General features: G+C 67.8%; 18 protein-coding genes. 8 read left to right on the forward strand and 10 right to left on the reverse strand.

Translation table 11 applies throughout. The annotated features are described in order from the left end of the window. Positions 1-153: 153 nt before the first annotated feature. Positions 154-756, forward strand: a complete 603-nt coding sequence (locus tag ACWDZ6_RS08055; protein ID WP_451502182.1) for a TIGR03086 family metal-binding protein — start codon at positions 154-156, stop codon at positions 754-756. A 354-nt stretch (positions 757-1,110) separates the two neighbouring features. Next, the gene (locus ACWDZ6_RS08060; RefSeq protein ID WP_451502183.1) at positions 1,111-1,719 is read left to right on the forward strand and encodes a 3'-5' exonuclease; all 609 of its coding nucleotides are present in this window, start codon (positions 1,111-1,113) and stop codon (positions 1,717-1,719) included. Between the two features lie 63 nt (positions 1,720-1,782). On the opposite strand, the gene ACWDZ6_RS08065 is transcribed toward ACWDZ6_RS08060, so the two are convergent. The 3 genes from ACWDZ6_RS08065 to ACWDZ6_RS08075 are packed head-to-tail and all read right to left on the reverse strand — an operon-like array spanning position 1,783 to position 4,875. Further along, the gene (locus tag ACWDZ6_RS08065) at positions 1,783-2,652 is read right to left on the reverse strand and encodes a hypothetical protein (protein ID WP_451502184.1); all 870 of its coding nucleotides are present in this window, start codon (positions 2,650-2,652) and stop codon (positions 1,783-1,785) included. 25 nt (positions 2,653-2,677) lie between these two features. After that, positions 2,678-4,459, reverse strand: a complete 1,782-nt coding sequence (locus tag ACWDZ6_RS08070; protein WP_451502185.1) for an alpha/beta hydrolase — start codon at positions 4,457-4,459, stop codon at positions 2,678-2,680. 2 nt (positions 4,460-4,461) lie between these two features. Next, on the reverse strand, positions 4,462-4,875 hold the full coding sequence (locus tag ACWDZ6_RS08075; protein WP_451502186.1) for a hypothetical protein: 414 nt from the start codon (positions 4,873-4,875) through the stop codon (positions 4,462-4,464). A gap of 376 nt (positions 4,876-5,251) precedes the next feature. Here ACWDZ6_RS08075 and ACWDZ6_RS08080 point away from each other — a divergent pair, with 376 nt between their 5' ends. From ACWDZ6_RS08080 to ACWDZ6_RS08095, 4 genes are all read left to right on the forward strand, one after another. Next, positions 5,252-6,013 (forward strand): chitosanase, encoded by a 762-nt coding sequence (locus ACWDZ6_RS08080; protein ID WP_451502344.1) that lies wholly within the window; start codon positions 5,252-5,254, stop codon positions 6,011-6,013. Between the two features lie 4 nt (positions 6,014-6,017). After that, positions 6,018-6,455, forward strand: a complete 438-nt coding sequence (locus ACWDZ6_RS08085; RefSeq protein ID WP_451502187.1) for a MarR family winged helix-turn-helix transcriptional regulator — start codon at positions 6,018-6,020, stop codon at positions 6,453-6,455. A gap of 118 nt (positions 6,456-6,573) precedes the next feature. Continuing rightward, positions 6,574-7,683 carry a catalase family protein gene (locus tag ACWDZ6_RS08090; protein WP_451502188.1) on the forward strand — a complete coding sequence of 370 codons (1,110 nt, stop codon included), beginning with the start codon at positions 6,574-6,576 and terminating at the stop codon, positions 7,681-7,683. A gap of 206 nt (positions 7,684-7,889) precedes the next feature. After that, a complete protein-coding gene (locus ACWDZ6_RS08095; protein WP_451502189.1) occupies positions 7,890-8,750 on the forward strand; it encodes a chitosanase in 861 nt (286 codons plus the stop codon). 125 nt (positions 8,751-8,875) lie between these two features. Here ACWDZ6_RS08095 and ACWDZ6_RS08100 read toward each other — a convergent pair whose 3' ends face one another. From ACWDZ6_RS08100 to ACWDZ6_RS08130, 7 genes are all read right to left on the reverse strand, one after another. Next, on the reverse strand, positions 8,876-10,330 hold the full coding sequence (locus ACWDZ6_RS08100) for a nucleobase:cation symporter-2 family protein (RefSeq protein WP_451502190.1): 1,455 nt from the start codon (positions 10,328-10,330) through the stop codon (positions 8,876-8,878). Between the two features lie 231 nt (positions 10,331-10,561). Next, positions 10,562-11,938, reverse strand: a complete 1,377-nt coding sequence (locus ACWDZ6_RS08105; RefSeq protein ID WP_366735836.1) for an 8-oxoguanine deaminase — start codon at positions 11,936-11,938, stop codon at positions 10,562-10,564. Positions 11,939-12,083: 145 nt separating this feature from the next. Continuing rightward, positions 12,084-13,007, reverse strand: coding sequence for a factor-independent urate hydroxylase (pucL, locus tag ACWDZ6_RS08110; protein ID WP_451502191.1), 924 nt, complete (start codon positions 13,005-13,007; stop codon positions 12,084-12,086). A 5-nt stretch (positions 13,008-13,012) separates the two neighbouring features. Continuing rightward, the gene (gene uraH, locus ACWDZ6_RS08115) at positions 13,013-13,417 is read right to left on the reverse strand and encodes a hydroxyisourate hydrolase (protein ID WP_451502192.1); all 405 of its coding nucleotides are present in this window, start codon (positions 13,415-13,417) and stop codon (positions 13,013-13,015) included. A 4-nt stretch (positions 13,418-13,421) separates the two neighbouring features. Next, a complete protein-coding gene (gene uraD / locus ACWDZ6_RS08120; protein WP_451502193.1) occupies positions 13,422-13,961 on the reverse strand; it encodes a 2-oxo-4-hydroxy-4-carboxy-5-ureidoimidazoline decarboxylase in 540 nt (179 codons plus the stop codon). Positions 13,962-14,338: 377 nt separating this feature from the next. Further along, the gene (locus ACWDZ6_RS08125; RefSeq protein WP_451502194.1) at positions 14,339-14,752 is read right to left on the reverse strand and encodes a helix-turn-helix domain-containing protein; all 414 of its coding nucleotides are present in this window, start codon (positions 14,750-14,752) and stop codon (positions 14,339-14,341) included. Continuing rightward, positions 14,749-14,997 carry a hypothetical protein gene (locus ACWDZ6_RS08130; RefSeq protein ID WP_326655457.1) on the reverse strand — a complete coding sequence of 83 codons (249 nt, stop codon included), beginning with the start codon at positions 14,995-14,997 and terminating at the stop codon, positions 14,749-14,751. The genes ACWDZ6_RS08125 and ACWDZ6_RS08130 overlap by 4 nt, the downstream gene beginning before the upstream one ends. A gap of 172 nt (positions 14,998-15,169) precedes the next feature. Between ACWDZ6_RS08130 and ACWDZ6_RS08135 the strand changes: the two genes are divergently transcribed. Then, entirely contained in the window at positions 15,170-16,234 is a 1,065-nt protein-coding gene (locus ACWDZ6_RS08135; RefSeq protein WP_451502195.1) for a lytic transglycosylase domain-containing protein, read from the forward strand. 57 nt (positions 16,235-16,291) lie between these two features. Continuing rightward, positions 16,292-17,329, forward strand: a complete 1,038-nt coding sequence (locus tag ACWDZ6_RS08140; protein WP_451502196.1) for a sigma-70 family RNA polymerase sigma factor — start codon at positions 16,292-16,294, stop codon at positions 17,327-17,329. The last annotated feature ends 6 nt before the right edge of the window (positions 17,330-17,335 follow it).

A 17,335-nucleotide genomic window follows, 5' to 3' on the forward strand; every position in this document is an offset into this window, starting at 1 on the left:
CCCGATTCAAGGACGTCCGGTCCCGATTCAAGGGCGCCCGGTCCCGTTTCCACAGCGTCCGGTGCCGGGCCCGGCCGGAGGGCTCCCCACCTCGCCATGAAATGACCCGGTCGAGAAGCGATGACTTTCGATGTGCCGGCACGTCTGCACTGTATGGACACCACTTCGCAGATCTCCTCCCCCGACCTTCACCCGGCCGCCCGCGCCGTGGCCCAGCTGGTCGACGGCGTCGAAGACGCCCGGCTCGACGACCCGACACCCTGTCCCGAGTACGCCGTACGGGAACTGCTGGGCCACCTCGTCGGGCTGTCCACCGCCTTCCGGGACGCCGCACGGAAAGACCTCGGGCCGTCGACGGACACCGCCCCCGGATCCGTGCGGCCGCTCCTCGGCGACGACTGGCGCACCGTGCTTCCACAGCGGCTGGACGAGCTGGCGGAAGCCTGGACGACGCCGGGGGCATGGGACGGCGACACCCAGGCAGGCGGCGTCACCTTCCCGGCCGCGATCGCCGGACGGGTCGCCGTCAACGAGCTCGTCATCCACGGCTGGGACCTGGCCCGCGCCACCGGCCAGGACTACGCCCCCGGTGACGCGAGTCTGCAGGTGTCGTACGAGCTGATGAAGCCGACGGGGGACGACCCGAGCGGGGACGGGATGTTCGGCCCGGTCGTCGAGGTCGCCTCGAACGCGCCGCTGCTCGACCGGGTTGTCGGGTTCAGCGGCCGCCGTCCCGACTGGCAGCCGGGGGACTGACCGCGTGAGGGGGCGGCGGGGGCGCCCACCGCCTCAGGCGCCCAGCATCGCCCGGGCCCGTTCGCGGAGGCGTTCGTCCGCGGGGACCATTTCGGGCTCCGGGCCCGAGGTCACCACCCGAAGGTCACGTTCGGCGAGCGCCGTCAGCCGGGCCCTGAACTCCGGGGTCGGAGGAAGAGGCGGGAGGGCGGCTGGAGCTTCACGTCCGGTTCGCCGAACGAAGCGAGCCCCGACCACTGGTGCCGACCCCGCCTGTCAGCCCTCACCGCCAGTCGTCCGGCCTCCTCGCCGGCACGCCGTCCGTGTGAAGAAATCCGGATGTGCCGGGAGCAGCGCCGATGCGATGCTCCCGGCATGGCACGTCATGCAAGACCCAGCCTCTACATCTCCATCGACATCGAGGCCGACGGCCCGATCCCCGGCCCGTATTCGATGATCAGTTTCGGCGCGGCGGTGGCCGGCCGCCAGGACGCCGCGAGCTACACGCCGACCGACCCCGAGGCGCACACCTTCTACCGCGAACTGGCACCCATCAGCGAAGACTTCGTGCCCGAGGCCCTCGCCGTCAGCGGCCTCGACAGGGACCGGCTGATTGCCGAGGGCAGTGAACCGGCCACCGCCATGGCCGAGTTCAGCACCTGGGTGCGCGAGGTGAGCAGCAAGGCGGGCCAGGGCGCGCAGCCGGTGATGTGCGGTTACCCGGCTTCGTACGACTGGACTTTCCTGTACTGGTATCTGATCCGCTTCACCGGGGCGAGCCCCTTCGGGCACTCCGGATGTCTGGACATGAAGACCTTGTACGCGACCAAGGCCCGGCTTCCGCTCCGTGCCGTCGCCAAAGGCACCATGCCGCGCCAACTGCTCTCCAAGCGGCGGCACACCCACCACGCTCTGGACGACGCGATCGAGCAGGCGGAGCTGTTCAGTAACCTCATGGTCTGGGATCCCACGTCGTCGGCATAGCGACAGCGGGCGCTGCGGCGAGGCCGCCCTGCTGCCCTGCCTCCCGCCCCCGGCAGGCTGCCCTCACGCATCCACGACGGAAGAGACTCGAACGTCAACACGCTCCTTCGTGCGGTCGAACTCGACGCGAAGCGTGTATCCATCCCCGGGGTTGTGCGCCATGATCCTCCCCGCGCTGCCGCCGCTTTCCCCGACTGCCCAGCACTGCTGGCGCAGGAAATCATTCACGCGGTCATACCCAGCAGACTGGCTACAAGCCGTCACACCTTCCACCGACCAGGAATGAACGGAGAATCCAGCGGAGTCAGCCAGAATCTCGCCGCCGTTCATACGTCCGCGGAGATCCAAAGCGTCGTACACCCTGCTGGAATACTCAAGGAGTCGACCTTCAACCTCTGCCGAACCGAAGAGATCCGAGCCATCCTCGGTTTTCTTCGAATCTGCAGGCTGCACGCAGGGTGAGGTGACCGTGATGGACGCCCGAGTATCCCCGTTGCCCTTGCCCAGGTCGCCGGCCACGGCGTTGAGCCAGAAGTTGTCCGAAGGCGTCTTCATATGCAGACTGGGTGACTTGGCTTTTTTGTCCACGTCACGGTCGAGCGCGTACCCCTTCTCCTTCCAGGCGTCTCGCGCCTGCTCGACCAGCGAAACACCGGCGTTTCCAGGGACACCGTCCAGCCAATAACTACGCCAAACTGTGACCCGGTCCTCCGAACCACCGTCGCTCGGGTCCAAGCAAGGGCGCGTACTGACATCGTGGCCGACCAGGCGGGGCTTGGGAGTCATCGATGCGATCGCCTGGGTGACCAGCTCGTCGGCCCGCTCGGCAGCCTCATCCTCTGTCATCTTGAACTCTCCATCCGGACTACCGCATCCGCCAATGACCGTCACGAGCAGAACGGCGACAAGGACAACAACTGGTTTGAATTTCATTGAGCATATCCATCCTGGCTGCAGCCTAACCGTGACCACGCGACCAATCGAAGTGATAATCAGGCTTTTCGGGCGGAGGCGCCTGTCCTTCACCACCCAATGCAATGCTCACCATACTTTCGAGCGACTTCCCCTCCCAATATTGTGAATGCGCCGGCGTGAGGCCGTCCGTCAGCATTTCCTTGCCAGGTTCCACATAGAATGTATTTCCCTTGAAGTCTGACTCAGTCGGATCATTACCATGAGAGGGGGAAATATCGGGAACCGGATCGTTCCTGGCTGCCCCCGCCCAGACACGGTCGGTCGGGACACCAAGTTCATCCGCCGTGTCCACGCCGACGCCAGGGCTGCCCACGAATACCACATTGTCAACCGGGAGGCTGTGGTCATTCGCCAAAGCCTCACCTGAGACGCGCGACCCATAGCTGTGACCGAGCAGTGTCGAGTTGCTCCCGCCACCCTCATGCGCGACCTCAAGCCCCTTGAGGAAGTTACCCAGCGGAGGCGCACCCTTCTCGGCGTGATCGGCGAATGATGCGTCCGAGAGACCATCGGGCGCATCGTAGCCGAGCCACATGATCGATGCCGTCGACTGCCCCGGCGACTGTCTTTCAGCAGCCTGCTGCAGGACCTCGGCCCTGCTGATGTCCGCTCCGATGGTGGCCAGTTCCGTACCCATTCCGGGGACGTAGGTGATGGTGTTGTCCGCTGTATCCGGATTGCCGACAGAGACTATGGCGCGCCCGTCTCCATCGGGGTCAATGCCCAAGAGGTACCGCTGAGGCATGTCCTTGTCTATGGAGCTCCGTTCCAGCCCGACCTGGACATTCTCGATTCTGTGCATGCGGTCCTTTATCCGCGAGCGCTCCTCGTTCCATTCCTTCCACTCACCAGAGACAGTCTGGATGGGTTCCCCTTTGAAGTACCGAGTGCTGTACTTCTCCGGCTCGCGCGCTTCGTGTCGGGCGAGATTCACCGCGGCCAGACCGTGCTCCTCGCGCACGACAATGCGATTAGCATCGTCTCGCACCGCGGACGGGAGGCCGTCCATTGCCCCGATGCTCGCCGGATACATGGTGGTGAGCGCATCCCGCTCCTCCTGCGTCTTGTGCCGCCACCATGCAGCATTCCGCTCCGCCGACAACCCCTTCGGGATGTCAGCCTCGCCAAGATAGTTTTCTGCCGCCTTCCGCATCGCCCGCATGTCCTGGGAGGCGTCGGCCCAGACCTTGTCATCGACTACCAGTCCACGCTTCACCTTCAGCTTTTCGAGAGCCCCGCTGTACCGCCGATCGATCTCCGCTGCATCGGCGAGGGCATCCCCGATCTTTTCGGCGATTTCCTCCGCCTTGGCCTCATTAGGATCGGACGTCGGCGATTTACCAGGAAGATATGGGATAGGCGTACCCGGTGTCGCTTCCCCTTTCCCGGGACCGAAGGGAATCACTGACGCTCGAGGGAATTCGACGGACCCGTCGGGCTTGATTCTGAATTCCTTCGGCGCGGTCTCAAGCGCGCCGTTCAAGGTCCGTTGCGCCCCGCGGATCTCTGATGCGAATCCGTTGAGGGCAGTTCTGATGAGTCCGCATTCAGTATGAATGAATTGGAAGTTTCGACTCAATTGCTCAAGGTCAGATACAGCAGCGTCTGCGGTCTGCCCCTTCTGCGTGTCGCGAACCTTGGCAAGCATTTCATTGTCGACGCGATCCTTTGCCGCATTGGCCCGACCACTGATTTTCCCCCAACCGTCAGCAACCGCTTCGAACTCCTCAGGCTTCAGGTCTTTAAGGGCCTGCCACGTCAACATTCTCATCCCTGCTTCGGAGAGAGTTTTGCGATTTCTCGCTTAATGTCCGCTTCCCTCTCCCCGAACTCCCGCCCGGCAGCTCCTAGACTTCCCTGCAGCCGTGTGCACTCCTTGCCGACGTCTCCTATGCGGCCTTCCCAGTCATCACGGACCTCTTTCGCCATGGCTGTGATCGAGAAGCCCTGCAGGCTGGCGGGAAGGCCCTCGTGGGCCATGCCCAATTCCTTCAACCCTGTGGCGACAGCCGTGTGCAACTGCTGCGCGACTCCCGAAGCGGACGTCCAGGGCCCTCTGCTGACCTTGAGGTCAGCCGTTTCACCCTTCCCGCCGCTCGGGACATCATCCACGCGGTTCAGACGCATGCTGACGCTGGTCTTGGCCGCGTGCACCGATGCCCACTCGTCGTCGAATGACACTGACTCCCCCGATGTTCCTTGCTGTTAAGGATCACGAGGCTATCCGGGCTGACCCCCGAATGAGCAAGTGCGAGGTGGGATGGGAGGCATAGCTGGGGCCGATCCATAGCTCTCGACACCGCCTGTGGGCAAGGGTGTTCGGGCTCACTGTGCCAAGCGGCACAAGCTCCGCAGGTCGGTAGGGCTGCCGAGAGCGATTCGGGCACGGCCGCCCCGCCGCCCCAATACTTGAACGCGCAGCCCCGAACCGGATTGGCCCGCCCGGCTGCAGACAATCTCCGTCAGTAACCTCATGGTGTGGCCGGGGCGCTGACCCCGAGAGGGGGGAACCGCCGTGAAGTCCGTGCTCAGACCGTTGCTCGCGCTGGTGCTGCTGATGCTCGCCGGGTGCGCGGGGGCCGATGAGAAGCAGGTCGCCGTCGGGCTGGACGATCCCGCGAAGAAGGAGATCGCGATGCGGCTGGTCTCCAGCGCCGAGAACTCCTCGCTGGACTGGAAGGCGCAGTACGGGTACATCGAGGACATCGGCGACGGCCGTGGCTACACCGCCGGAATCATCGGCTTCTGTTCGGGCACCGGCGATCTGCTCGCGGTCGTCGAGCGCTTCACGAAGGCGCGGCCCGGCAATGCGCTGGCGCCGTTTCTGCCCGCCCTGCGCGCGGTCAGGGGCAGCGATTCGCACGAGGGCCTCGGCCGCCCCTTCACCGACGCGTGGGCGCGCGCCGCCAGCGACCCGGCTCTCCGGGCCGCGCAGGACGCGGAGCGGGACCGGGCGTACTTCAAGCCCGCCGTCCAGCAGGCCGAGCGTGACGGCCTCGGTGCCCTGGGGCAGTTCATCTACTTCGACGCCTATGTGATGCACGGGTCCGGCGACACCAAGGGCTCGGTCGGCTTCCGCACGCTGCGGGAGAAGGCCCTGAGCACCGCAGAGCCGCCGGCGCGGGGCGGTGACGAGAAGGCGTATCTCAACGCCTTCCTCGACGCGCGGGTCGAGGCGATCCGCCGCGAGCCCTCGCACACGGACACCAGCCGCATCGAGACGGCTCAGCGCGTCTTCGTACGGGAGGGCAGGCTCGGCCTGGAGACGCCGCTGCGCTGGAAGGTGTACGGCGACAGCTACCGCATCGACGCAGAATAGGGCCATGGGTGTGAACCGGACAGGCTCAACCGTGCTCGACGACCAGCTGTGCTTCGCGCTGTACTCCGCCTCCCGGGCGGTGACGGCGGCGTACCGGCCGGTCCTTGCGGAGCTGGAGCTCACCTATCCGCAGTATCTGCTGATGCTGGCCGTCTGGGAGCGCGGCGAGGTCCCGATGAAGGAGCTCGGCGCGGCGCTCGGCCTCGACTACGGCACGCTGTCGCCGCTGCTGAAACGACTGGAGTCGGCCGGGCTGCTGCGGCGGGAGCGGCAGCCGGAGGACGAGCGGCTGGTCATGGTGGCGGCGACGGAGCGGGGCGAGGCGCTGCGGGAGCGGGCCGAGCAGGTGCCGACGGCGATGGGCCGTAGATACGGCCTGACCGCGGATGAGGCCGGCCGGCTGCGGGACCAGCTGCGGGACCTGGTCGACCGCCTGAGCTGAGCCCCTGACAGTTCACACGCCGATTCGACGTGGCGACTGTCACAACCAGTTACATCGTGCACAATTTAATTGCAGGCTATCTTTCTCTCAGGACACACCAGCCGAGGAGAGGCCCGCCATGGAATTCGTCCGGTACGAGACGTACAACCCCGTCGAGCGACCCACCTACCAGCAGGAGCTGGACGAGGTCGTCAACAACGTCGCCCGCCGCACCGAGCAGTCCGTCAAGCGGCAGGGCGTGGACCGCGCGGTCAGGACGGCGCACGGAAAGACGTACGGCCTGGTGAAAGCGACGGTCACGGTGAGTGACGCGCCGAGGGCATATGCGCAGGGGATCTTCGCGGAGCCCGGGACGTACGACGCCGTCGTCCGCTACTCCAACGGGCTCGGGCATCTGCGTGCCGACTCGCTGCTCGGCGCGGCCTGCGGCATGGGAATCAAGATGTTCGGGGTGCCCGGCGACTCGCTGCTCACCGACGAGGCCGAAGCGACGACCTTCGACCTCAACCTGATCAACAACCACGTCTTCTTCGCCAATACGGCGTACGACTACATGGTCATCGAGGAACTGTTCGCCGAGCTGCCGGACGCGCTGGTGAACCCGGCTCGGCGGAAGTCGTGGATGGGCGAATTCCTCACCCGGCGGGGGACCTTGGAGACCTCGGACGAGTGGCTGTGGGACGAGCTGTTCGCGATGCTGTCGTTCACCCAGGTCCCTCGGCAGAACCTCCTCTCGTACACGTACAACAGCATGGGCGCCTTCCGGTACGGCGACCACATCGCGAAGGTGCGGACCGTCCCCGTCTCGCCCGTCACACATCTCACGGTCGACGTGCGGGCGGACGGCGAGGCGTTCCGCAACACGCTGGTGGCGGAGGCCGGTGAGCGCGACCACGAGTTCGAGCTTCAGGTGCAGCTCAACACCGATCTGACGCGGATGCCGGTGGACAACACCTCGGTGGAGTGGCCCGAGCAGCTTTCGCCGTGGGTGACCGTCGCCCGGATCGCGATCCCGCGGCAGGACATCGGCGGCGAGGAGAACCTGGCCGCCGCGGACGGTACGTCGATCACCCCCTGGCGCACCCGCGAGGACCACCGGCCGATCGGTGAGATCCAGCGGGTGCGCGAGGAGGTCTACCGCCGGTCCTCCATCGAGCGGCACCGCCTCAACGGGCAGCCGCGCGTGGAGCCGGCGGGCAGCGCGGAACTTCTGGACCGGAACAACTGAACCGGCGGAACTGAACCGGGGGAGCCGAATCGGGGGAACCGAACCGGGCGAGCCGAACCGGGGGAACCGAACCGGCGCGACTGAGGCGCAGGTCGGCGCGGCGGGCCCGAACTCCCCCGCGCAGAAGGGGTGTACGACGTCTCCGCACTCTGATAGGAAAGCTTCCTAACAGAACACCGGAACGACGAACTCCCTATGGAGGCAAGGTGCTCACCCCCCACGTACGCGCCCCACGTCCGCTCAGGTTCCTTCCCCGCATCGCGCTCGGCGTCGCTCTCCTCGCCGTGCCGGCCACCGCCGTCGCGGCCACCTCAGACGAGTCGGCGCAGCACGGCAGCGCTACCGCGGCCCCGGCCGCCATCGGGCTCGACGACCCGGCGAAGAAGGAGATCGCCATGCAGATCGTGTCCAGCGCGGAGAACTCCTCGCTGGACTGGAAGGCCCAGTACAAGTACATCGAGGACATCGGCGACGGCCGCGGCTACACCGCCGGCATCATCGGCTTCTGTTCCGGCACCGGCGACATGCTGGATCTGGTCGAGCTCTACACCGACCGCAAGCCCGGGAACGTTCTGGCCAAGTACCTGCCCGCGCTGCGCGAGGTCGACGGGAGCGACTCACACGCCGGTCTCGACCCGAACTTCACCAAGGACTGGAAGAAGGCGGCCCAGGACTCGGAGTTCAAGAAGGCCCAGAACGACGAGCGCGACCGGGTCTACTTCAACCCCTCGGTCAACCGCGGCAAGGCGGACGGCATCGGCGTCCTCGGCCAGTTCATCTACTACGACGCCATCGTGATGCACGGCGACGGCGGCGACAGCACCGGCTTCAGCAACATCCGCAAGAAGGCTCTCGCCAAGGCCAGGACCCCTGCCCAGGGCGGCGACGAGAAGACCTATCTCAACGCCTTCCTCGACGCCCGGGTCTGGGCGATGAAGCAGGAGGAGGCGCACGAGGACACCAGCCGGGTCGACACCGCCCAGCGGGTCTTCGTCAAGAAGAACAACTTCAACCTGAACACGCCGCTGGACTGGAAGGTCTACGGCGAGAGCTTCCACATCGACTGAGCGCCGACACAGATCAGTACCGCTGAGCAGCCGCTGAGCAGCCGTTTAGCAGTCGCTGAGCAAGACCCGGAGGGCCGGGTGCCCGTGCGCACGCGCGGACACCCGGCCCTTGGGCCCTTTTCGGTTCAGTGCGCACCGGCCGGAGCGGGGAGCTTCGTGGCTTCCTGCTGTTCCTCCCGCGAACTGTCCTTCTTCCCTAGGTGGTTGAAGGCCAGGTTGAGGACGATCGCCACGATGCATCCGGTGGAGATGCCCGAGTCGAGAACGACAAGCGCGTCCTTCGGGAAGGCGTGGTAGAAGTCCGGCGCGGCGATCGGGATCAGGCCGATACCGACGGAGGCCGCGACGATCAGAGCGTTCTCGCCCTTCTCCAGGGCGGCCGAGGCCAGCGTCTGGATGCCGCTGGCGGCGACCGAGCCGAAGAGCACGATGCCCGCGCCGCCGAGGACCGGCAGCGGGACGAGCGCGATCACGGAGGCGGCGACCGGGCAGAGGCCCAGCAGGATCAGGATGCCGCCGCCCGCGGCGACGACGAACCGGCTGCGCACCTTCGTCATCGCGACCAGGCCGATGTTCTGGGCGAAGGCGCTGCACATGAAGCCGTTGAAGAGCGGGCTGATGGCGCTGCCGAGGGTGTCGGCGCGCAGCCCGCCCTCGATGATCCGCTCGTCCGCCGGCCGGTCGACGATCTTGCCGAGTGCGAGCATGTCGGCGGTGGATTCGGTCATACAGACCAGCATCACGATGCACATCGAGACGATCGCGGCGATCTCGAACTGCGGTGCGCCGAAGTGGAACGGCGTCGGGAAGCCGACCGGATCGGCGTTCTTGATGGCGTCGAAGCTGGTCATCCCCAGCGGAATGGCGAGGAGTGTGCCGGCGACGAGTCCGAGCAGGATGGCGATCTGCTGCAGGAAGCCGCGCAGCAGTTTGCGCAGCGCGAGCACGATGACGAGGGTGAGGGCCGCCATGCCGATGTTCTTCATCGAACCGTATCCGCCGGCGGTGGGGTTGCCGCCCTGCGACCAGTTGAAGGCGACCGGGAGCAGTGAGACACCGATCAGGGTGATGACGGTGCCGGTGACGACGGGCGGGAAGAAGCGGACCAGCTTCGAGAAGTACGGCGTGAGGACGAACCCCAGGACGCTGGCGACGATGATCGCGCCGAAGACGACGGTGATGCCGTCGGCTCCCCGGTCCTTTCCGATGGCGATCATCGGGGTCACACCGGCGAACGAGACCCCGTTGACGAACGGGAGCCGCGCGCCGACCTTCCAGAAACCGAGCGTCTGCAGAAGGGTGGCTATGCCCGCGGTGAAGAGGCTCGCCCCCATCAGGAAGGCGGTCTCCTTGGCGCTGAGGCCCACGGCGGGTCCCACGATCATGGGAGGGGCCACCACGCCCGCGTACATCGCGGCCACATGCTGCAGCCCGCTGGTGAACATTTTCAGAGGAGGCAGCGTCCGGTCGACCGGATGCTTCCGCTCCGGTACTGCGACGGCATCTGCCTCTGGGACTGCGTCTACTGCGACTGCATCTGCTGCGACTGCATCTTTCGGAAACCTGGGCTGTGCGGCCACGGGTGGTTCCTCCGGTCGGGTACACGTCGGCGGTGACGCGGGTGTCAGGGAGGTGGTGCGAATGGTGCAGCGGTGAGCGCGGGCTTCTGGGGTGTGAAGACACGAGTCACCGTCCCGGGGGGTGCGCACCGTTCTGCGGTGCCGCACCCCCCGGTCACGGCTGCCGTGGACCCCGCTCGGGCCCACGGCCGCCGGTCGAGGGCCGTCCCCCTCGACCGGACTTCCTTGGGGTCAGTCCCGCGCGGCGATCCGCGCCAGGCGCTGTGCCTCGTCCCGCGCCGAGCGGGCGATGGCGTCCTCGTCCACCGTGGTCAGGTGGTTGTCCTCGACGACGGTCTTGCCATTGACGAGGGAGAGCGAGACGGGCGCGGCCGCGCCGAAGACCAGCGCGATCACCGGGTCGGCGATGGAGGAGTGGGCAAGTGTGTCCAGCTTCCACAGCACCAGGTCGGCGAGCTTGCCGGCCTCGATCGAGCCGATCTGGTCGGCGCGGCCGAGGACCTGGGCTCCGCCGTACGTCCCGAGGCGCAGCGCCTGGCGGGCCCCCATCGCCGCCTCGCGGTGAGCTCCGAGGCGGCTGATGAGGAGCGCGTTGCGCAGCTCGGTGTGCAGCTCACCCGACTCGTTGGAGGCGGTGCCGTCGACGCCGAGACCGACCGGGACACCGGCCTTCAGCATGTCGGGGACCCGGGCGATACCGGCGCCCAGGCGGGCGTTGGACGACGGGCAGTGCGCGACGCCGGTGCCCGTACGGGCGAACGCCGCGATGTCCGAGTCGTTCATATGGACGCAGTGCGCCATCCACACATCCGAGCCGAGCCAGCCGGTCGACTCGAAGTAGTCGGTCGGGCCCATCCCGAAGAGCTCCTTGCAGAACTCCTCCTCCTCGACGGTCTCCGAGCCGTGGGTGTGCAGCCGGACGCCCTTGCGGCGGGCCAGCTCGGCGCCCTGCCCGAGCAGTTCCGTGGAGACGGAGAACGGGGAGCACGGCGCGACTGCGATCTGCGTCATCGCGTCGAAGGAGGCGTCGTGGTGCTTGTCGATGGTGGCCTCGGTGGCTGCCAGCGCGCCCTCGAGCGACTCGACGGCGAAGTCCGGCGGCAGGCCGCCGTCCGACGTGCCGCGGTCCATGGAGCCGCGGGCGAGGGTGAACCGCACACCCATTTCGCTCGCGGCGCCGATGATCGCGCCGGACAGATCTCCCGAGCCCTGCGGGTAGACGTAGTGGTGGTCCATCGCGGTGGTGACTCCGCCGCGGGCCATCATGGCCAGGGAGCCCTGCGCGGCCGCGCGGGCCATCGGCTCGTCGATGCGCGCCCACGTCGGGTAGAGCGCGACCAGCCAGTTGAAGAGGTTGTGGTCGGTGGCCAGACCTCGGGTGATCCACTGGTAGAAGTGGTGGTGCGTGTTGATCAGGCCGGGGGTGGCGAGATGGCCGGTGCCGTCGATGCGGCGGACCACGTTCTCCAGGCCGGCGGGGGCCTTGCCCGCTCCGACCGACTCGATCCGGTTGTCCGCTACGACGATGTAGCCGGAGGCGTACTCGGTGTCGTTCGCGTCCACGGTCGCGACGGAACAGTTCTCGATGACGATGCGCGAAGCCGCCATGGCGGGTCCTCGTTCTTCCCAGTTGATTGAACGGACCCGGGGGCGAGCGGGGTGACGACCGGGTCCGGGGCTGAAGTTGTTGCGCAGATGCCCCCGCTCTCCCCCTGGGACTGACGCCGGCGCACACGTCGGGGGTGGAGCAGAGCTACAGATTGGTCATGTCGACCGGGATCCGCGGCTCGATGCCGTCCCGCAGCACGGTGGCCTCGATCAGGCCGTACGGGCGGTCGGCCGCGAAGTAGACCTCATTGTCGTTCTTGAGCCCGAAGGGCTCCAGGTCGACCAGGAAGTGGTGGTTGTTCGGCAGGGAGAAGCGGATCTCGTCGATCTCGCTGCGGCTGTTGATGACCCGCGAACCCATTTGGTACAGGGTCTGCTGGAGCGAGAGGGAGTACGTCTCGGCGAAGGCCTGCAGGATGTGCTTCCTGGCCTGCTCGTACGACTTCTCCCAGTTGGGCATCCGGTCTTCGTCGCTGGTCCAGTTGTAGCGCCAGGCGGCCGAGACATCGGTGCACAGGATGCGGTCGTACGCCTCCTTGAGCGTTGTGTACTTGTCCTTGACGTAGCCCCAGAACTCCGAGCCGGTGGAGTTCATGACCGTGAGGTCCTTGAGGCCGGAGATGATCTCCCAGCTCTCACCGTCGAAGGTGATCTGGGTGGTGCGCAGCTCCTGGCCCTTGCGGACGAAGGAGTGCCTGACCTCGTCCGAGCCGATGAACCTGGAGTTGGCGTCGGAGGTGGCGATCCGCTCCCAGGAGTACTCCTGGATGCGGATGCGTGCCCGGCGGATCGGCTCCTGGCTGGTCACGAAGTGACGGGCCAGGTGGATGCCGAACTGCTCGGCCGACTCGATGCCGTGTTCCTTGGCGAACGCGTACACCGTGTTCTTGGTGGTGTCGGTCGGCAGGACGTTGGCGTTGGAGCCGGAGTAGTGGACGTCGTGCATGTCGCCGGAGAGAGCGACGGAGACGTTCAGGTCCTTGATGTGGTGGGTGTCGCCGTCCCGCGTGATCCTGACGACGCGGTTCTCTGCTTTGCCGTACTGGTTCTGGCCGAGAATCGTGGGCATGTCTGCTAGCTCCCTCGGTAAACGGAGTAGCCGAACGGGTTGAGCAGCAGCGGTACGTGGTAGTGCTCGCCCGGCGTGACGGCGAAAGTGATCGCCACCTCCGGGAAGAACGCACCGCTGTCCCTTACGCGGGGGGCGTCCTGCTGCGCCTCGGCTTGCTGATTGGCACCGTGCTTGTCTGAGAAGTACGCCTCGGTCTCGAAGTCGAGACGTACGTGGGTCGTTCCTTCCGGCAGCGCCGGCAGGTCCTTGCAGCGCCCGTCCGCATCGGTCTTCGAGCCGCCGAGCGCGACCCACTCCGCGTCGAAGCCGCTGCGGGCCGCGAGCGAGATGGTGACCCCCTCGGCGGGGCGTCCGATGCTGGTGTCCAGGATGTGCGTGGACACCGACGCGGTGGTCTCCGTGCTCAAGACGTCATTCTCCTTCTTCGGCGAGGCGGGTCAGCCGGATACGGTTGATCTTGCCCAGCTCGGTGCGGATAATTTCCCGCTCCTGCTCGGGCGAGTTGCCGATCCGGGCCTTGAGCGCCTCGAGCATCTGCTCACCGGTCGCGCCGGTGGCGCAGATCAGAAAGACATGGCCGAACCTGTCCTGGTAGGCCAGGTTCCGCTCGAGCATTTCGGCCTTGAGTTCCTCGGAGGCGCCTGCCATCCCGCGCTGCTCGCGGGACGAGGTCGGGTCCCCGGGCTTCGGCCGGCCGATCGGCGGGTGCCCCGCCATCGCCTCGGCCAGATCCTCTGCGGTCAGCTCGGCCATGGCGGCGTCACTGGCGTCGAAGAGGGCCTCCACAGTGGCGTACGGACGCCGGGCGAGCAGCTTGCTCCCCCACGCCGAACTGGCGCACACCTCGTGCAGTGCGACCAGGGCCGCGCTGTCCTTGGAGGTGTTGAACCGGGTGAGACCCGCCGGGGGTTCGGGGGCCGCCCCCGACAAGCTCTGTGGACTCGAAGTCACGGGAGCCTCCGTGGCTGTTTTCCGCTGTGCGTTGGACGGGCTGCGGACAGCTAACGCCCTCCGGCAACACAACGTCAACACTTTGTTGAAAACTCGGCAACCCGGAAGCCGCCGTCCGGACATCCGGACAGCGGGGCGCGCCGGTGCGACCTCAGTCCTTCTTCGCGGCGTTTTCCCTGTTCACGGTGTTGTGGACAAGCACCTTACTCGCGTGTGGTCGCGTGAGCGGGGCTCACCGAGGGCGGCTCCCCTGATGAACCGGGCTCACTGAGCCCGGCTCCCGCGGCGCAGGGCTGCTGTTTCTGGGTGACAGGCGTCGGCGCCCGTGCCGCACTCCGGGAGGGGTCGTTTTCGCAGCCGAGTCCCGCCGCCCTTCGTCAGTCGTCCTGCCGTGACTGCTCGTCGCCCGCACGCGCCTTGGCCCGCTGCTCGTCGGCGTAATTGATGTAGTTGTAGACGGTGAAGCGGCTGACCCCCAGGGCCGCCGCCACCGTCTCCACACCGTGCCGTACGGTGAACGCGCCGCGCGCTTCCAGGGTCCGTACAACCTGCTGTTTGGTCTTGCGGTCCAGCTCGGCCAGCGGCATGCCGTGTCTGCGCTCCATCGCGGCCAGGATGTGGTCGAGGGAGTCCGCGAGCTGGGGAAGGCGCACGGCGAAAACCTCCTCACCCTCCCAGCTGAGTACGACGTCGTCCTCGCGGGCTTCACCGGGTGCGAGCAGCTCTCCGCCCATGGCGTCCACCAGCGGCTTGACCGCCCGTGCGAGTGCGTGGTCGGCGGGCCCGGTCATTCCTCGCCCTCCACCACATTGACCTGCAGCGAGACCCGGGTGGCCCCGGCGTCCAGGGCCGTGCGCAGCAGCGCGTCGACCGCGCTGAGCACCTCGTCGGCGCCGCCTTCGGCCGTATTGCCGAACGGGCCGACGTCCACCTTGTCCAGGTCCGCGCCCTGGACGACCTCGCGGACGGCCAGGGCGTGCGCCGGCGGCTCGTCCAGGTCGAACGGCTCGGTCGTGAACTCCACTCTCAGTCGCACCATGCCCCCACGTTAGCCGCGCGCTCCCGCGCCGTCGTCGGCCCTCCCAGCACGGAAAAGCTCCGGAAAAACTCCGGAAAAGGTCCGGCTCCGTGCGACGGACCTGCGCCCGTGCCGCGTAGAGCAGGTGAAGAAACGCCGCGCTGCAGCGGCACTGGGAGGGGTCTGCATCATGACAGGGCGCAAGCACAGAGGTGTCAGGACGACAGCTGTCGTTACGGCGGCCATGGCGGCACTGACCGCCTCACAGGCCCCGGGACCGGCGGCACACGCCTCGGCCCCGGCGAAGATCCACCCGGCCTCGTCGGGGCCGAGCGTCTCCGGTGACACCCCGTACCGCACCCGGCTTCCGCCGCTGCGTACGCGCGGCGTCGCGGGCGGCACCGAAGGTGCGGAGGGCTCCGGCGCACGGGTCGGCGGCACGCTGCCGGCCACCGTACTGGCCGCGTACCGGCAGGCCGAGGAGGAGCTCGCGGACGACAGGCCCGGTTGCCGGCTGCGCTGGCAGCTGCTTGCCGCGATCGGCCAGGTCGAGTCCGGGCAGGCGCGCGGTGGCCGGGTGACCGCGGACGGCACCACGCTCGGCCCGATCCTCGGCCCGAGGCTGGACGGCAACGGGTTCGCCGCCATCAAGGACACCGACGGCGGGGTGTACGACGGGGACACCGCGTACGACCGTGCCGTCGGTCCCATGCAGTTCATCCCGTCGACCTGGGCCGTCTGGGGCTCCGACGGCAACGGCGACGGACACCGCGATCCGGGCAACATCTACGACGCGTCCCTCGCGGCGGGGCGCTATCTGTGCGCGGGCGGGCGGGATCTGTCCGATGCGGCCGACCTGGACCGCGCGATCCTCGGCTACAACCACTCCGCCGCGTACCTGCGCACGGTCAGGGCGTGGTTCGCCTACTACCTGGAAGGTCACCGGGTCGTGCCGGACAGCGGCTCCGCACCGGCCGTCCGTCCGGAGCCCGAGCCGTCGGACACGCCTCGGCAGCCGGTCCGCTCCGCCTTTCCTGACCGCCCCGGCGACCGGGACAGCGGGGCCAAGTCCTCCCCCACGCCCTCGAATTCGCCCTCGCCTTCCAGGAGTGCGGGCGGCGGCCCGGAGCCGGAAGCGCCGCTGCTTCCGGTCCCGAGTCCCATCGCGGGGCTGCCCGGCGTGGATGCGTTGACCAGCAACGGAACGGAATCGATCCGCGCCTCCCCCTCCACAACCCCCGCTACCGGACGGTAATCTCCCCCGCGCCGGGCAAGCACCGTGTCCGGCCGGGGTGAGAGCGAAGGGGCCCTCATGACGACGGACACGCAAGCGGCTCACGAGCGGTGGCAGCGCGCGTGGGCCCACCGCGATCAACTGCTCAAGGTGGCCCGCCGCAGGTCCATGAGCGCGGAGGACGCCGAGGACGCCGTGCACGAGGCGATGCTGCGCGCTGCCGAGAACCCTCATCTGGACGAGGAACGGCTGGGCGCCTGGCTGACTACGGTGACGATGCGGCTGTGCGTGGACCGCTACCGGCAGGTCAACCGTGAGACCGAGGTGCGCAGCAGCCCCAGGCTGCTCGCACCGGCCCCGGTGCCGGTGGATGAGGCGGTCTGCGACCAGGCCGAGGCGAGATGGCTGGCGCGCCGGAGCGGGGAGCTGCCTGCCCGCCAGGCCGAGGCCCTGTGGCTCAAGGCCGAGGATCTGGACGTCGGCCAGGTCGCCACAAAGATGGGGCTGAGCTACCGGACGGTCGAGTCACTGCTGGCGCGGGCCCGCCGGACGCTGCGCAATTCGCTGGCCGCCACGCTCGCTCTGGGGCTGTGGCTGATCGGGCGCGGCCGCACGCAGGGCAGCCATGCCCAGGTGGTGGCGTTGGCCTCGACCGCGGCGACGCTGGCGGTCGCGGGTCTGATCCTGCCGTACGTCCACGACGCGGACGGGCCGCAACGGTCGCGTCCGGCGGTCCCCGCAGTCTCGGGGTTCGCTGACGTGCAGTCGCCGCCGGCGAGTGGCGCGGCGCCGTCCCCCGGCAGCACGAATGCCGGGCAGGGCGCGGCCGGGACGCAGGAGTACGGAGCCCCCGGGCTCACCGTGCCCCCGCTGCCCCCGCTGCCGGAACTGCCACTGCCCACACCCGGCATACCGAACATTCCAGATGTATCGGCCGTGCCGGCGGTCCCTGTCCCGGACCTGACCGCCGTGCCCGACCTCACGTCCGCACCGGATCTGCCCGCCGTACCGGACCTGCCCGACCTGCCCGCGGCGTCGGACGTGCCGTCGCAGCCGCTCCCCACCAAGGTGCCGGAGGCGGACGCGTCCGTGGCGCCGGTGCTCCCGAACCGCTAGCACACC

The organism is Streptomyces sp. NPDC002926, from assembly GCF_053591755.1.

Bases quoted from the DNA above. Each gene is read 5' to 3' on its own strand.
- ACWDZ6_RS08055 (WP_451502182.1), top strand. From the start codon at position 154: ATGGACACCACTTCGCAGATCTCCTCCCCCGACCTTCACCCGGCCGCC.
- ACWDZ6_RS08060 (WP_451502183.1), top strand. From the start codon at position 1,111: ATGGCACGTCATGCAAGACCCAGCCTCTACATCTCCATCGACATCGAG.
- ACWDZ6_RS08065 (WP_451502184.1), bottom strand. From the start codon at position 2,652: ATGAAATTCAAACCAGTTGTTGTCCTTGTCGCCGTTCTGCTCGTGACG.
- ACWDZ6_RS08070 (WP_451502185.1), bottom strand. From the start codon at position 4,459: ATGTTGACGTGGCAGGCCCTTAAAGACCTGAAGCCTGAGGAGTTCGAA.
- ACWDZ6_RS08080 (WP_451502344.1), top strand. From the start codon at position 5,252: ATGCTCGCCGGGTGCGCGGGGGCCGATGAGAAGCAGGTCGCCGTCGGG.
- ACWDZ6_RS08085 (WP_451502187.1), top strand. From the start codon at position 6,018: ATGGGTGTGAACCGGACAGGCTCAACCGTGCTCGACGACCAGCTGTGC.
- ACWDZ6_RS08090 (WP_451502188.1), top strand. From the start codon at position 6,574: ATGGAATTCGTCCGGTACGAGACGTACAACCCCGTCGAGCGACCCACC.
- ACWDZ6_RS08105 (WP_366735836.1), bottom strand. From the start codon at position 11,938: ATGGCGGCTTCGCGCATCGTCATCGAGAACTGTTCCGTCGCGACCGTG.
- pucL (WP_451502191.1), bottom strand. From the start codon at position 13,007: ATGCCCACGATTCTCGGCCAGAACCAGTACGGCAAAGCAGAGAACCGC.
- ACWDZ6_RS08125 (WP_451502194.1), bottom strand. From the start codon at position 14,752: ATGACCGGGCCCGCCGACCACGCACTCGCACGGGCGGTCAAGCCGCTG.
- ACWDZ6_RS08135 (WP_451502195.1), top strand. From the start codon at position 15,170: ATGACAGGGCGCAAGCACAGAGGTGTCAGGACGACAGCTGTCGTTACG.
- ACWDZ6_RS08140 (WP_451502196.1), top strand. From the start codon at position 16,292: ATGACGACGGACACGCAAGCGGCTCACGAGCGGTGGCAGCGCGCGTGG.